The sequence below is a fragment of the Variovorax boronicumulans genome, from assembly GCF_019352895.1.
GTDB lineage: Bacteria > Pseudomonadota > Gammaproteobacteria > Burkholderiales > Burkholderiaceae_C > Variovorax > Variovorax boronicumulans_A.
On sequence record NZ_JAAAFX010000009.1, the window covers coordinates 680,114 to 694,117 of the forward strand.

Sequence of the window (14,004 nt, forward strand, 5' to 3'; positions counted from 1 at the left end):
TCTCCCTCCCAGATCCATTCCTCAAGGACTCCCGATGCAACTCGATTCCAGCATTGCCGCCGTCGTCACGGGCGGCGCGTCCGGGCTCGGCGCGGCCACCGCGCGGCGCCTGGCCAGCCACGGCGTGAAGGTCGCGCTGTTCGACCTCAACGAAGCCCAGGGCGAGGCCCTGGCGGCCGAGCTCGGCGGCGTGTTCTGCAAGGTCGACGTGACCTCCGACGAACAGGTCGACGCGGCCTTCGCCAAGGCGCGTGCGGCCCACGGCCAGGAGCGCGTGCTGGTCAACTGCGCCGGCACCGGCAACGCGGTCAAGACCGCGAGCCGCGACAAGGCCTCGGGCGAGGTCAAGCACTTCCCGCTGGCCAACTTCGACCGCATCATCCAGATCAACCTGGTGGGCACCTTCCGCTGCATCGCCAAGTCGGCCGCCGGCATGCTCTCGCTGGCGCCGGGCGTGGACGGCGAGCGCGGCGCCATCGTCAACACCGCTTCGGTCGCGGCGCAGGACGGACAGATGGGCCAGGCCGCCTACACCGCGTCGAAGGCCGGCATCGTCGGCATGACCCTGCCCATCGCGCGCGACCTGATGGGCGAGGGCATCCGCGTCAACACCATCCTGCCGGGCATCTTCAACACGCCCCTGCTGCAGGGCGCGCCCGACAACGTGAAGGAAGCGCTGGCCGCCTCGGTGCCTTTCCCCAAGCGCCTGGGCGACCCGGCCGAGTACGCGACGCTGGCCGAGCTGATGATCACCAACGGCTACTTCAACGGCGAGAGCGTGCGCCTGGACGGCGCGATCCGCATGGCGCCGCGCTGAGCCCTCAGCCGGCCTGCTGCCGCCCGCGCGCGCTCACGGTCGCGCGGCGGGCCTCCAGCGCTTCGGGCTTCAGCTGCTCGGCCCAGCGCTGGCTGGCCTGCTGCTCGAGCCGCATGGCATCGTCGAAGGGCAGGCCGTAGCCCTCGTCGATCAGCCGCTTATAGGGCGCGACGATCTCGGGCAGCGCGCCCGCGATGTCGGCCGCCAGGGCCAGCGCCTGCGGCATCAGGTCTTCCGGCGCCACGACCCGGTTGACCAGGCCCCAGCGCTCGGCTTGCTCGGCGCCGATGAAGTTGCCGCTGAAGGACAGCTCCTTGGCGCGGCCGATGCCGATCAGCCGGCTGAGCTTTTGCGACAGGCCCCAGCCCGGGATCACGCCCACGCGGCCGTGCGTATCGGCGAAGCGGGCCGCGCTCGAGGCGATCAGCATGTCGCAGGCCAGGGCCAGCTCGAAGCCGCCAGTGATGGCCGCGCCGTTGATCGCGCCGATCACCGGGCGCGGAAAATGCGCCAGCGCCGTCACCGGGTCGTTGGCCGGCGAGGCGATGTCCAGCGCCTGCCGGCCCAGTTCGCGCAGGTCGAGCCCCGCGCAGAAGGCCTTGCCGGCACCGGTGAGGACCAGCACGCGCACGCTCTCGTCGCGCGCCAGGTCGTCGAGCGCACGCACCAGCGCCATGCGCAGCGCGGTCGACAGCGCATTCATCGCCTCGGGCCGGTTGAGCGCGAGGCAGGCGCAGCCCGGTTGCGGCCGCGTGAGGGTCAGCAGGGGTTCGCTCATGTGCCGTCGCCGATCGGTTCGCCCACTGGCACCCACTTCGCGCCGTCGAACTTCTGCAGCTGCATGCGGCGGAAGCCCGTGTAGTCGTCGGGCTTGAAGCTCAGCGTAACGCCGGGCACCAGCATGGGCGCGGCGTAGTTGCGCAGCGTGGTCAGGCGCTTGAGCACCTCCTCGCGCGTGGGGTTCGGGCCGGCGACGCGCAGCACGTGGACCATGGTGTTGTTGGCCACGTAGGCGTAGACGTTGCTCATGTTGCTGAGATCGCCCTTGGGGTAGTACTTCTTCATCCAGGCCAGCCACTCGAGGTAGTCGGCGTCCTGGTGCCAGCGCGTGTCGGTCGGGTCCTTGATCACGGTGGCGGTCAGGATGCCCACCGATTTCTCGAGCCCGGCGTTGACCAGCGTGGGCGAGACCGCGGCGGAGATGTAGCTCAGGTAGATGGTCGGCTTCCAGCCCAGGTCGTGGATCTTGCGGATCGCCTGGCTGGTCTGCTTCGACAGCGAGCCCATCACCAGCGTGTCGACGCCCGCGGCGCGCAGCGCGACGATCTGCGAGTCGACGGTCGGGTCGGTGAGTTCGTAGCTCTGCTCGGCCACCATCAGCTTGGCGGCCTGCGCGCCCAGGCCGGCCTTGATGCCGCGCAGGTAGTCCTTGCCGAAGTCGTCGTTCTGGAACAGCACGCCGACCTTGGCGTTGGGCGTGTTGCGCAGGATGTGCGTGGCGTAGGCACGCGACTCGGCGTAGTACGAGAGCAGGCCGGGCACGGTCCAGGGCGTCTTGTCGGGCGTCTGGAACACATGCGAGCCCGACATCACGAACAGCTGCGGCACCTTCTTCGCGTTGAGGTACTTCTGCACCGAGGCGTTGGCCGCCGTGCCCTGCGAGGCGAACATCAGGAACACCTGGTCCTGCTCGACCAGCTTGCGCGTCTGCTCGACGGTCTTCGAGGGTGTGAAGGCGTCGTCGAGCGCCAGCAGCTTGAGCTTGCGGCCATGGATGCCGCCCTCGTCGTTGACCTTGGCGAAGTAGCCCTCGGTCGCGAAGCCCACGCTGCCGTAGGCCGAGGCCGGCCCGCTGAAGGGTTGCGTCGAGCCGATCAGGATCTCGCTCGCGCTGATGCCGGGCTCGGCCGCGTGCAGCGACGAGCAGGCGAAGGCCGTGCCCACCAGGGCAGCGATGAAATGGCGTCTGAAGTGCATGGGATCTGTCTCCGTCGCCCCGTCGAATGCGGGGCGTCGGGCAGTGTTGGCCCGGCGCGCGGGTGCGCGCATCGTCCGAACCGACGAATACGGCGGGCCCGATCCGGGCGAGACTGGCATGGCGGCCGGCATCGTCGATGCGCGCAGGCGCAGCACAGGAGGAAGGTGTGTCACCGGTCACGTTGGCGACCGGAAATGCCAGGCGCATGCCGACAATCGAAGCCACTCTGGTGGCCTCTCCGGCCGCCCCTGATCGAACACACGACAACGAAAACGAAGACCGAATGGATTTCAGCCTGTCTCCCGCGCAGTTGGACCTGCAACAGCGCACCCGCCGCTTCATCGCCGATGAAGTGATCCCCCTGGAGTCGGACCCGCGCCAGGGTTCGCACGGCCCGAGCGAGGAACTGCGCAACGAGCTCGTCGCGCGCGCCCGCCGCCACGGCCTGCTCACGCCGCATGCCTCGAAGGCGCACGGCGGGCTCGGCCTGTCGCACGTCGACAAGGCCATCGTGTTCGAGGAAGCCGGCTACTCGCCGCTGGGCCCGGTCGCGCTCAACATCCACGCGCCCGACGAAGGCAACGTGCACCTGATGGAAGAGGTCGCGACCGCCGCGCAGAAGGCGCGCTGGCTGCAGCCGCTGATCGACGGCCATGTGCGTTCCTGCTTCTGCATGACCGAGCCGCCGCCGGGCGCGGGCTCCGACCCGTCGATGATGCAGACGATGGCCGTGCGCGATGGCGAGCACTACGTCATCACCGGCCGCAAGTGGTTCATCACCGGCGCCACCGGCGCGGGCTTCGCGATCATCATGGCGCGCATGGAAGACGGCTCGTCGACCATGTTCCTGGCCGACATGGACCAGCCCGAGATCGTGATCGAGCGCCAGATCGACGCGCTCGACAGCTGCTTCACCGGTGGCCACGGCGTGGTGCGCTTCGACGGCCTGCGCGTGCCGGCCGAGGACGTGCTGGGCACGATCGGCGAGGGCTTCCGCTACGCGCAGGTGCGGCTCGCGCCCGCGCGCCTCACGCACTGCATGCGCTGGCTGGGCCAGGCGCGCCGCGCGCACGAGGTGGCCAGCGACTACGCGCGCAAGCGCCAGGCCTTCGGCCAGCCGCTGATCGAGCACGAGGGCGTGGGCTTCATGCTGGCCGACAACGAGATGGACCTGCACAGCGCGCGGCTGGCGATCTGGCATTGCGCCTGGGTGCTCGACCAAGGCCAGAAGGGCCGCCACGAATCCAGCCTGACCAAGGTGCTGTGCTCCGAGGCCGAATGGCGCGTGGTCGACCGCTCGGTGCAGATCCTGGGGGCCAGCGGCGTGTCCGACGAGACCATCGTGGCGCGCATCTTCAAGGACATCCGCGCCTTCCGGATCTACGACGGCCCGTCGGAAGTGCACCGCTGGAGCATGGCGAAGCGGATCTCGCGGCTCTGAGCGTCGGCGGGGGCCCTGTGCCTGCGCACAGCTGGTACACCGCGCGGGAAGCCGCGTGACCAGGCAGGGCTTGGCGAGCCCGCAGTCCTCTTCACGCGCTGGATTCGACGCTCACATGCAGGTCCCTTCCCGCCAGCATCCCGACGAAGGCGGCGACCAGGGCAAGGCCGGCGCAGAGCAGCAGCGGAACGCGCCAGCCTCCCAGCACGTCATGCAGAAAGCCCATCGCGATCGGGCCCGTGGCGGCCAGCACATAGCCCACGCTCTGCGCCATGCCCGAGAGTGATGCCGTCTCCTGGGGGTGCCGGGTGCGCAAGCCGATGAACGCGAGGCCCAGGATGAAATGGGCGCCGGCGCCGAGCCCGAAGAGCATGGCCCAGACGAAGGCGTACTGGGGAGCGGCCTGAATACCGATCAGCGCGATCCCCGACAGCGCGGCCACCGAAGCCGCGGCGAGTCGCTGATCGCGCATGCGGCGCAGCACCGGCCCGAGCAGCAGCCCGGGCACGGCGCTGGCCAGTTGCATCACGCCATGCAGCGAGCCGGCCTGCGCCGCAGACAGCCCGGCATCGGCGAGGATGGTCGGGAGCCAGCCGATGACCACGTAGTAGATGGTCGAGTTCAGGCCCAGGTAGAGGGTCACCTGCCAGGCCAATGCGGAGTGCCACACCGCACCGCCATGGGGAGGTGTCGCGGTGCCGGCAGCAGGCCGGGTGCGCGCCGCGAGCTGCGGCAGCCAGACCGCCAGCGCTGCCAGGGGCAGCACCAGGAAGGCCAGCAGCGCGGATTTCCAGCCCCAGGCCGCCGCGAGCGGCGCGACCACGGCGGAGGCCAGCGCCGCCACGATGCCCATCGCCAGCGCGAAGGCCCCGGTGACGGTGGCGATGCCGTGCGGGAAGTCGCGCTTCACCAGGCTGGGCAGCAGCACATTGCCCACGGCAATGCCCATGCCGATGACCCACGTACCGACATAGAGCGCCCACGCGGTGCCGCTCGACCGGAGGGCGATGCCGATGGCAACGATGGCCATGGCGCCGAAAAGGGCGCGCTCCAGCCCGTACTCCCGGGCGAAGCCGGCGCTGAACGGGGAGAGCAGCGCGAAGGCCAGCAGCGGCAGGGTGGTCAGCGCGCCGGCGGCCGTGGTGCCCAGGCCCAGGTCGACGCGAATGAAGCCCAGGATGGGGGGCAGGCCGGTCACCGGCGCGCGCAGGTTGGCAGCGATGAAAAGGATGCCGATGAACAGCGCTGTGCGCGTCATCGTCCGGCGGTCGGTCAGGGTCGTCATGTCTTTCCTCGGGTTGAGCGACAAATTTAGGAGGGAGTCGTTCGGACCTGATAGAGAAGGAAAGACAATGTGTCGCTAAAACATGCCACGCCTTGGTCCGCTCTCCCTTGCCCTGCGCGGCCGCGATCCCGATACGGACGTTCGGCCGGTGGCGGCGCTGCACCTGGCGCTCGACGAGCGCGACGTGGAGCAGCCGGTGCATTTCCACCGCAAGGGGCAACTGGTGCTGGCCCTGCACGGCGGCGTGACGTGCGAGGTGCCGAAGGCCATGTGGATGGTGCCGCCGCACCACGCGGTGTGGATTCCGGGCGGTGTGCCGCACAGCAACCGGGCCACCAGCAACGCCGAGATCTATTTCCTCTTCGTCGAGCCCGGTGCGGCGGACATGCCCACGGCGTGCTGCACGCTGGCGATCAGCCCGCTGGTACGGGAGCTCATCAAGCACCTGGCCGTGCTGGGGCAGGACTACCCTGACGACGGACCCACCGCGCGCCTGGTGGCGGTCCTGCTGGAGCACTTGGTGGCCGCTCCCGTCGAGCAACTCCATCTGCCCGTCTCGGGACATCCGAAACTGCGTCGTATCGCAGATGCCTTGGCGCAGGACCCTGCCGACAGAAGGACCTTGGCCGACTGGGCAAGCCGGCTGGCGGTGAGCGAAAGGACACTGGCCCGCCTGGTGCTTCGCGAGACGGGACTGAGCTTCGGGCGATGGCGCCAGCAGTTCCACCTGATCGTGGCCCTGCGGCAGCTCTCCGAGGGCGCCAGCGTGCAACAGGTTGCGGGCAGCCTCGGCTACGAGTCGGTGACCGCCTTCATCACGATGTTCAGGAAAGCGCTGGGCGAGCCGCCGGCCCGGTACTTCTCGAAGCTTCGCTAGGACGCCACCCGGCGGCGCATCACTCCGCCGCTTCTTCCGCGCCGCCCTGCGCGTTGTCCACCCGCTGCATGTTCTCGAGGATCTTCAGCAGGTAGTGCAGGGTGTGGGTGACATCGTTCACCGAGAACCCCTCGAGCACCTCGTCGTAGTAGGCGTAGATCTTCGGCTGCGCCTCGACCACCCACACGTGCTGGCCCGACGCGGTCATCGTGACCAGGCGTGAGCGCCGGTCGCGGCTGTCGGGGGCGGTCTTCACATGCCCGTCGCGCTCCATGCGGCTGACCAGGCCCGACAGGTTCTGGCGGCTGACCTTCAGGTAGCGCGCCAGGTCGCCAACGCTCATTCCCCCCTCGGCCTCGTCCCTCGACAGCGCGCCGAGCACCGCCCATTGCTGCGTCGTCAGGCCCTCGGCCTCGACCGCGCGGCTGCCTGTTTTGTGCAACATGTTTGCGCATTGATACAGGCGGAAGAACACCCGATTGGCCAGCGCCATGCGCGCTGCATCGGTGTTTTCACTAGGTTTAACCATTATTTCTCTTTCGGAAAGGCTTGCGCAGTGCTTCGTTGGATCAGCATAATGCGTCAATGTATTGACATAAATATCCAGGGCGAAGCGCCGAGTCGCCCAACGATATCGCAAGCCCCGTATCCAAGGAGAACCTGATGCAACGATTCCAATACAAGACAGTCCTCGTCACCGGCGGTGGCGGCGGCATCGGCGGCGCGACGTGCCGCCGTTTCGCCCGCGAAGGCGCCCGCGTGGCGGTGTTCGACATGAACCTCGAGGCCGCCGAAACCGTGGCCGCGCAGATCCGTGCCGACGGCGGCCAGGCCCAGGCCTTCCGCTGCGACATCACCGAGCGCGCCGCCGTCGACGCGGCCGTGGCCGCTGCGCAGGAGCGCTTCGGCCCGATCGACGTGCTGGTCAACAACGCCGGCTGGGACGTGTTCAAGCCCTTCACCAAGACCGAGCCCGCGCAATGGGACAAGCTCATCGCCATCAACCTGACCGGCGCGCTGCACATGCACCACGCGGTGCTGCCCGGCATGGCCGCGCGCAAGGCCGGGCGCATCGTGAACATCGCGTCGGACGCGGCACGCGTCGGCTCCTCCGGCGAGGCGGTGTACGCGGCCTGCAAGGGCGGGCTGGTCGCGTTCTCCAAGACCATCGCGCGCGAGCATGCGCGCCACGGCATCACGGTGAACGTGGTGTGCCCGGGCCCGACCGACACCGCGCTGTTCGCCGACTACAAGCAGGGCGCCGGCAACCCCGAGAAGCTGATGGAAGCCTTCACGCGCTCCATTCCGCTGGGCCGCATCGGCCAGCCCGACGACCTGCCGGGCGCCATTCTTTTCTTCGCCAGCGACGACGCGGCCTTCGTGACCGGGCAGGTGCTCAGTGTCTCGGGCGGGCTGACGATGAACGGCTGACCCTCGCATCCGCTCACTCAAGGAGACACGCATGACCCCCACCGAATTCGAAGACATCCTCTACGACGTGCGCAACGGCGTGGCCTGGATCACCATCAACCGCCCCGAGAAGATGAACGCCTTCCGCGGCCAGACCTGCGACGAACTCATCCGCGCGCTGAACCGCGCGGGCTACGACCGCGCGGTGGGTGCCATCGTGCTGGCCGGTGCGGGCGAGAAGGCCTTCTGCACCGGCGGCGACCAGTCCGCGCACGACGGCAACTACGACGGCCGCGGCACCATCGGCCTGCCGATGGAAGAGCTGCACGACGCCATCCGCAACGTGCCCAAGCCGGTCATCGCACGGGTGCAGGGCTTCGCCATCGGCGGCGGCAACGTGCTGTGCACCATCTGCGACCTCACTATCGCGTCCGAGAAGGCCATCTTCGGCCAGGTCGGCCCGAAGATGGGCTCGGTCGACCCGGGCTACGGCACGGCCTTCCTGGCACGCGTGGTGGGTGAGAAGAAGGCGCGCGAGATCTGGTACCTGAACCGCCGCTACAGCGGCGCCGAGGCCGTGGCCATGGGCCTGGCCAACGCGGTGGTGCCGCACGAGCAGCTCGACGCCGAGGTGCAGAAGTGGGCCGAGGAGATCTGCGAGCGCAGCCCGACGGCCATCGCGATCGCCAAGCGCAGCTTCAACGCCGACACCGCGCACCAGGCCGGCATCGCGGGCCTGGGCATGTACGCGCTCAAGCTGTACTACGACACCGAAGAGTCGCGCGAAGGCGTGAAGGCCTTGCAGGAACGGCGCAAGCCCGAGTTCCGCAAGTTCGCCAAGTAGCCGCAAACCAGGGAACACCGCGATGAACCCTTACATCGACGACGACCTCGCCACGCTGGCCGAGCATGCGCGCCGTTTCGCCACCGGCCGCGTGGCGCCCGGTTTCCTGGAGCGCGACGACACCCGCGTGCTCGACCGCACCTTGATGCGCGAGATGGGCGAGATGGGTTTCATCGCGCCCGAGCTGGCGGAAGCGCACGGCGGGCAGGGCATGGGCTGCCTCGCGGCGGGCGTGATCCACGAGGAGATCGCGCGGGCCGACCTGAGCCTGAGCTACATCAACCTGCTGGCCTCGCTCAACGGGCAGATCCTGGCAGCGCACGGAAGACCCGAGGTCGTCGCGCCATGGTTGAAAAAGCTCACGCGCGGCGAGGCGCTGCTCGCCATCGCGCTGACCGAACCGCGCGGCGGCTCGGACGCGGCCAACCTGCGGCTGCGCGTCGAGCGAATCGGCGACGAGTACGTCATCAACGGCGAGAAGACCTCCATCTCCGCGGCCGACCAGGCCGATGCGGTGGTGGTGTTCGGCCGCACCGGCTCGGTGGAATCGCAGGCGCACGGCGTGACCGCGCTGCTGGTGCCCACCGATGTGCCCGGCCTCACGCGCAACCGCTTCGACTGCCATGGCCAGCGCGCCATCGGCCGGGGTTCGCTGTTCTTCGAGAACGTGCGCGTGCCGGTCGACCACCGCCTGGGTGACGAGAACAAGGGCTTCGTGCAGGTGATGCAGGGCTTCGACTTCTCGCGCGCGCTCATCGGCCTGCAGGTGCTGGCCGTGGCGCGCGTGGCGCTGGAGGAGGCCTGGGACTACGTGGCGCAGCGCGAGGCCTTCGGCAAGCCGCTGTCGGCGTTCCAGGGCGTGTCGCATCCGCTCGCGGAGTTCGCCACCCAGATCGAGGCCGCGCGGCTGCTGTGCCTGCAGACGCTGTGGCTCAAGGACAGGGGCGCGCCGCACACGGCCGAGGCCGCCATGTGCAAGTGGTGGGCGCCCAAGCTGGCCTACGACGCCATCCACCAGTGCCTGCTGATGTTCGGCCATGGCGGCTACGACCGCGGGCCGATGGAGCAGCGCCTGCGCGACGTGCTGGGTTTCCAGATCGGCGACGGCACGGCCCAGATCATGAAGACCATCGTCGCGCGCACGCGGGCCGGTCGCAAGGCGGTGCCTGCCTGAGTTTTCCTGTCGGACGGTTTCACACAACAAGAGGAGACAAGACATCATGGAATTCGACGCTGTACTGCTGCCCGCGCGCCGCGCGCGCATGGTGGCCCAGGGGCTGTGGCACGACCGCACCATCAACGATTCGCTGGACGCGTGCATCGCGCGCAGCCCCGGCAAGCTGGCGTTGACGGCCCTGAGGCTGGAAGAGGGCACGACCGAGCGCTTCACCTACCAGGAGATGGGCCGCATGGCGGACCGCATCGCCGTCGGCCTCGCGCGGCTGGGGGTGGGGCGCAACGACGTGGTGGCCTGCCAGCTGCCCAACTGGTGGCAGTTCACGCTGACCTACCTGGCGTGCTCGCGCATCGGCGCCGTGATGAACCCGCTGATGCACATCTTCCGCGAGCGCGAGTTGTCTTTCATGCTCAGGCATGGCGCGGCCAAGGTGCTGATCGTGCCGTCACGCTTTCGCGGCTTCGACTTCGAGCAGATGGCGAATGGCTTGAAAGCCGACCTGCCCGAACTGGCGCAGGTGGTGGTGGTCGGCGGCCGCGGCGCCAACAGCTTCGATGCCTTGCTGAGCGGGCCGGAATGGGAGAACGCGCCCGATGCGCAACAGGTGCTGCAGCGCAGCCGCCCCGGCCCCGACGACGTCACGCAGCTCATCTACACCTCCGGCACCACCGGCGAGCCCAAGGGCGTGATGCACTCGGCCAACACCACCATGGCCAACATCGTGCCCTACGCGCAGCGGCTCGGCCTGGGCGCCGACGACGTGGTGCTCATGGCCTCGCCCATGGCGCACCAGACCGGCTTCATGTACGGCCTGATGATGCCCATCATCCTCGGTGCTTCGACGGTGCTGCAGGACATCTGGGAGCCGCGGCAGGCCATTGCCGCCATCAACGCCGAGGGCGTGAGCTTCACGATGGCGTCAACGCCCTTCCTCTCGGACCTGGCGAAGACCGTGGCCGAGTCGGGCGTTGCCGTGCCCACGCTGCGCGTGTTCCTCTGCGCGGGCGCGCCCATTCCGGGCCCGCTGGTCGAGCAGGCGCGCCAGGCGCTGGGCGCGAAGATCGTCTCGGCCTGGGGCATGAGCGAGAACGGCGCGGTCACGCTCACGCAACTGGCCGACGACGACGAGCGCTCCATCCAGACCGACGGCTGCCCGCTGCCCGGTGTGGAGATCCAGGTGGTCGACGTCGACGGGCACGCGCTGCCTGCGGGCGAGGTCGGCAAGCTGCTGCTGCGCGCCTGCTCCAACTTCGGCGGCTACCTGAAGCGCCCGCACCTGAACGCCACCGATGCGGACGACTGGTTCGACACCGGCGACCTCGCGCGCATCGACGCGCGCGGCTACGTGCGCATCGCGGGCCGCACCAAGGACGTGATCATCCGCGGCGGCGAGAACATTCCGGTGGTCGAGATCGAGTCGCTGCTTTACCGCCACCCCGACATCGCCATGGCCGCCATCGTGGCCTACCCCGACGAGCGTCTGGGCGAGCGCGCCTGCGCGGTGGTGGTGCCCAAGCCGGGGCGCAGTGTCGACCTGCCGTCGATCTTCGACTTCCTCAAGGCGCAGAAGGTGGCCGTGCAGTACATCCCGGAGCGCCTGATCGTGCGCGAGTCGATGCCCTCGACACCCTCCGGAAAGATCCAGAAATTCAAGTTGCGCGACCTGTTGCGCGCGGATGAATCGGGCGGCGCGGGCTCGGCCTGAAGTCGCCTGGGTGTTTCGACGAACAACGACAACGGAGACAGAGACATGCCTTTGAAGACTTCATTCGTGCACCTGCGCACGCTGGCCCTCGCAGGTGGCGCCGCCTTGGCTGTGGCGGCCGGCGCGCAGACCGCCGCACCGGCACCATCGGGTTCGGCCGGCACGTGGCCCGCCAAGCCCATCCGCGTGGTCGTGGGCTTCGCGCCCGGTGGCAGCACCGACGTGATGGCGCGCATCCTCGCGCAATCGCTCTCGGAGTCGCTGGGCCAGACCGTGCTCATCGACAACAGGCCCGGCGCCAGCGGCAACATCTCGGCCGCCGAGGTGGCGCGGGCCGTACCCGACGGCCACACCTTCCTGATCGCGCCGACCTCGGTGGAAACCGCCAACCCCTCGCTCTTCAAGTCGACGTTGCTGCCCTCGCGCGACCTCACGCCGGTGGCCACCATCGGTCGCACCCAGATGTACCTGGTCGCCAAGCCGCAGCTGCCCGCCAGGGACGTGCGCGAACTGATCGCACTGACCCAGGCCAAGCCCGGGTCTTTCTCGTACGCCTCGGCCGGCACGGGCACGCCGCCGCACCTGGCCTGCGAGCTCTTCAAGCAGGCCACGGGCGCCGACGTGCAGCACGTGCCGTACCGCGGTGCCGCGCCCGCGCTGCAGGACGTGCTCTCGGGCCAGGCCGACTTCGTGTGCGACCCGGGCATCGCGTTTCCGCACATCCGCACCGGCAAGGCCAAGCTGCTGGGCATCGTGAGCGCCAAGCGCTCCCCGTTCTTCCCGGACGTGCCCACCGTGGCGGAACAGGGCTTTCCCGGCGCCAATCTCGACATCTGGTTCGGCCTGTGGGCGCCCAACGGCACGCCGCCCGAAGTGCTGGCACGCATGAACAGCGAGCTGGCCAAGGCGCTGGCGCTGGCCTCGGTGAAGGCGCGCTACGCCGACCTGGGCGCGGAGCCGGTGGCGATGAGCACGCCCGAGTTCCGCAAGCTGCTGGCCGAGGAAGGGGCGGTGCTGTCGGCGCTGATCGCGAAGCAGAAGATCGTGGTCGATTGAGCGTGCGCGGGGGAGGGCGATCCCCGGGCCCGGTGGCCGAAAATCGTCCGTTCCGACGACGCTCCGTATCGGCGTGGCGCCAACAATTCTCCGAACCCCTGACACCACCGGAGAACCTCTCATGCCCGAAGCCTATATCGTCGCCGCCGCCCGCACCGCCGGTGGCCGCCGCAACGGCCGCCTTGCCGGCTGGCATCCCGCCGACCTGGCCGCCCAGGTGCTCGATGCGCTGATCGCGCGCGCCGACGCCGATCCGGCGCTGATCGAGGACGTGATCATGGGCTGCGTCGGCCAGGCTGGCGAGCAGTCCAACAACATCGCGCGCAACGCGGTCATGGCCTCGCGCCTGCCCGAGTCGGTGCCCGCCACCTCGGTCGACCGCCAGTGCGGCTCCTCGCAGCAGGCGCTGCACTTCGCGGCCCAGGCCGTGATGTCGGGCGCGATGGACATCGTGATCGCCGCCGGCGTGGAAAGCATGACCCGCGTGCCCATGGGCACGCCCAGCATCCTGCCCTACAAGAACGGCCTCGGCACCTATGTGAGCCCCGGCATGGCCGCGCGCTACCCCGGCGTGGAGTTCAGCCAGTTCACCGGCGCCGAGCAGATCGCGCTCAAGTACGGGCTGTCGAAGGACCAGCTCGACGCCTACGCGCTGCACAGCCACCAGAACGCCATCGCCGCCACCCGCGGCGGGCATTTCACCGACGAGATCGTGCCGGTCGCGGTGCGCCTGGCCGATGGCAGCGAAACCGGCGAGATGCACACCACCGACGAAGGCATCCGCTACGAGGCCACGCTGGAGAGCATCGCCGGCGTCAAGCTGATCGCCGAGGGCGGGCGCTGCACCGCGGCCACCGCCAGCCAGATCTGCGACGGCGCGGCCGGCCTGCTGGTGGTCAACGAGCGCGGCCTGAAGACCCTGGGCGTCAAGCCGCTGGCCCGCGTGCACCACATGACCGTGATCGGCCACGACCCGGTGATCATGCTCGAGGCCCCGATCCCCGCCACGCAGCGCGCGCTGCAGAAGGCCGGCATGAAGATCGACGACATCGATCTCTACGAGGTCAACGAGGCCTTCGCACCGGTGCCGCTGGCCTGGCTGCAGACGCTGGGCGCCGACCCGGCCCGCCTCAACGTGCACGGCGGCGCGATCGCGCTGGGCCATCCGCTGGGCGGCTCGGGCGCCAAGCTCATGACCACGCTGGTCCACGCGCTGGGCCAGCGCGGCAAGCGCTACGGGCTGCAGACGATGTGCGAGGGCGGTGGCCTGGCCAACGTCACGATCATCGAAAGGCTGTAGGCCCGGCCCGAGGACGGAGAGCCTGGGCACACCGGGCCAGCCGGCCCCCTTGTGTGGCCTGTACCCCCTTGCAGGGGGCGACACCAGCGGCCCGGCAGAGCCGGTTCCGCGGTG

13 protein-coding genes are annotated in these 14,004 nt (G+C 69.3%); 9 read left to right on the forward strand and 4 right to left on the reverse strand.

Annotated features, from left to right (window positions below; all coding sequences use genetic code 11):
- Positions 1 to 34: 34 nt before the first annotated feature.
- Positions 35 to 817, forward strand: coding sequence for an SDR family NAD(P)-dependent oxidoreductase (locus tag K0H49_RS22250; RefSeq protein WP_219217146.1), 783 nt, complete (start codon positions 35 to 37; stop codon positions 815 to 817).
- 4 nt (positions 818 to 821) lie between these two features.
- Here K0H49_RS22250 and K0H49_RS22255 read toward each other — a convergent pair whose 3' ends face one another.
- Entirely contained in the window at positions 822 to 1,595 is a 774-nt protein-coding gene (locus K0H49_RS22255) for an enoyl-CoA hydratase (RefSeq protein WP_219217147.1), read from the reverse strand.
- On the reverse strand, positions 1,592 to 2,794 hold the full coding sequence (locus tag K0H49_RS22260; protein ID WP_219217149.1) for an ABC transporter substrate-binding protein: 1,203 nt from the start codon (positions 2,792 to 2,794) through the stop codon (positions 1,592 to 1,594). Before K0H49_RS22260 ends, K0H49_RS22255 begins: the two co-directional genes overlap by 4 nt.
- Before the next feature lie 284 nt (positions 2,795 to 3,078).
- Here K0H49_RS22260 and K0H49_RS22265 point away from each other — a divergent pair, with 284 nt between their 5' ends.
- The gene (locus K0H49_RS22265; protein WP_219217151.1) at positions 3,079 to 4,236 is read left to right on the forward strand and encodes an acyl-CoA dehydrogenase family protein; all 1,158 of its coding nucleotides are present in this window, start codon (positions 3,079 to 3,081) and stop codon (positions 4,234 to 4,236) included.
- A gap of 91 nt (positions 4,237 to 4,327) precedes the next feature.
- Here the strand turns inward: K0H49_RS22265 and K0H49_RS22270 are convergent, their stop codons facing one another.
- Complete coding sequence (locus K0H49_RS22270) at positions 4,328 to 5,521, reverse strand: MFS transporter (protein ID WP_219217153.1); 1,194 nt, start codon at positions 5,519 to 5,521, stop codon at positions 4,328 to 4,330.
- Positions 5,522 to 5,603: 82 nt separating this feature from the next.
- Here K0H49_RS22270 and K0H49_RS22275 point away from each other — a divergent pair, with 82 nt between their 5' ends.
- Complete coding sequence (locus K0H49_RS22275) at positions 5,604 to 6,398, forward strand: AraC family transcriptional regulator (RefSeq protein ID WP_219217155.1); 795 nt, start codon at positions 5,604 to 5,606, stop codon at positions 6,396 to 6,398.
- A gap of 19 nt (positions 6,399 to 6,417) precedes the next feature.
- Here K0H49_RS22275 and K0H49_RS22280 read toward each other — a convergent pair whose 3' ends face one another.
- Positions 6,418 to 6,927 (reverse strand): MarR family winged helix-turn-helix transcriptional regulator, encoded by a 510-nt coding sequence (locus tag K0H49_RS22280; RefSeq protein WP_219219085.1) that lies wholly within the window; start codon positions 6,925 to 6,927, stop codon positions 6,418 to 6,420.
- Between the two features lie 134 nt (positions 6,928 to 7,061).
- Between K0H49_RS22280 and badH the strand changes: the two genes are divergently transcribed.
- The 6 genes from badH (at position 7,062) to K0H49_RS22310 (ending at position 13,890) form a co-directional block, all read left to right on the forward strand.
- Positions 7,062 to 7,829 carry a 2-hydroxycyclohexanecarboxyl-CoA dehydrogenase gene (badH, locus tag K0H49_RS22285; RefSeq protein ID WP_219217166.1) on the forward strand — a complete coding sequence of 256 codons (768 nt, stop codon included), beginning with the start codon at positions 7,062 to 7,064 and terminating at the stop codon, positions 7,827 to 7,829.
- Positions 7,830 to 7,860: 31 nt separating this feature from the next.
- The gene (badI, locus tag K0H49_RS22290; protein WP_219217168.1) at positions 7,861 to 8,652 is read left to right on the forward strand and encodes a 2-ketocyclohexanecarboxyl-CoA hydrolase; all 792 of its coding nucleotides are present in this window, start codon (positions 7,861 to 7,863) and stop codon (positions 8,650 to 8,652) included.
- 22 nt (positions 8,653 to 8,674) lie between these two features.
- Positions 8,675 to 9,826: a cyclohexanecarboxyl-CoA dehydrogenase gene (gene aliB / locus K0H49_RS22295; RefSeq protein WP_219217170.1), complete on the forward strand. Its 1,152-nt coding sequence runs from the start codon at positions 8,675 to 8,677 to the stop codon at positions 9,824 to 9,826.
- Positions 9,827 to 9,872: 46 nt separating this feature from the next.
- On the forward strand, positions 9,873 to 11,534 hold the full coding sequence (gene aliA / locus K0H49_RS22300) for a cyclohexanecarboxylate-CoA ligase (protein ID WP_219217173.1): 1,662 nt from the start codon (positions 9,873 to 9,875) through the stop codon (positions 11,532 to 11,534).
- Between the two features lie 45 nt (positions 11,535 to 11,579).
- Entirely contained in the window at positions 11,580 to 12,590 is a 1,011-nt protein-coding gene (locus K0H49_RS22305; RefSeq protein WP_219217175.1) for a Bug family tripartite tricarboxylate transporter substrate binding protein, read from the forward strand.
- 121 nt (positions 12,591 to 12,711) lie between these two features.
- Complete coding sequence (locus tag K0H49_RS22310) at positions 12,712 to 13,890, forward strand: acetyl-CoA C-acetyltransferase (RefSeq protein WP_219217177.1); 1,179 nt, start codon at positions 12,712 to 12,714, stop codon at positions 13,888 to 13,890.
- Positions 13,891 to 14,004 lie beyond the last annotated feature (114 nt).

Bases quoted from the DNA above. Each gene is read 5' to 3' on its own strand.
- K0H49_RS22280 (WP_219219085.1), bottom strand. From the start codon at position 6,927: ATGGTTAAACCTAGTGAAAACACCGATGCAGCGCGCATGGCGCTGGCC.
- K0H49_RS22305 (WP_219217175.1), top strand. From the start codon at position 11,580: ATGCCTTTGAAGACTTCATTCGTGCACCTGCGCACGCTGGCCCTCGCA.
- aliB (WP_219217170.1), top strand. From the start codon at position 8,675: ATGAACCCTTACATCGACGACGACCTCGCCACGCTGGCCGAGCATGCG.
- K0H49_RS22270 (WP_219217153.1), bottom strand. From the start codon at position 5,521: ATGACGACCCTGACCGACCGCCGGACGATGACGCGCACAGCGCTGTTC.
- K0H49_RS22260 (WP_219217149.1), bottom strand. From the start codon at position 2,794: ATGCACTTCAGACGCCATTTCATCGCTGCCCTGGTGGGCACGGCCTTC.
- badI (WP_219217168.1), top strand. From the start codon at position 7,861: ATGACCCCCACCGAATTCGAAGACATCCTCTACGACGTGCGCAACGGC.
- K0H49_RS22265 (WP_219217151.1), top strand. From the start codon at position 3,079: ATGGATTTCAGCCTGTCTCCCGCGCAGTTGGACCTGCAACAGCGCACC.
- aliA (WP_219217173.1), top strand. From the start codon at position 9,873: ATGGAATTCGACGCTGTACTGCTGCCCGCGCGCCGCGCGCGCATGGTG.
- K0H49_RS22310 (WP_219217177.1), top strand. From the start codon at position 12,712: ATGCCCGAAGCCTATATCGTCGCCGCCGCCCGCACCGCCGGTGGCCGC.
- K0H49_RS22275 (WP_219217155.1), top strand. From the start codon at position 5,604: ATGCCACGCCTTGGTCCGCTCTCCCTTGCCCTGCGCGGCCGCGATCCC.
- badH (WP_219217166.1), top strand. From the start codon at position 7,062: ATGCAACGATTCCAATACAAGACAGTCCTCGTCACCGGCGGTGGCGGC.
- K0H49_RS22255 (WP_219217147.1), bottom strand. From the start codon at position 1,595: ATGAGCGAACCCCTGCTGACCCTCACGCGGCCGCAACCGGGCTGCGCC.
- K0H49_RS22250 (WP_219217146.1), top strand. From the start codon at position 35: ATGCAACTCGATTCCAGCATTGCCGCCGTCGTCACGGGCGGCGCGTCC.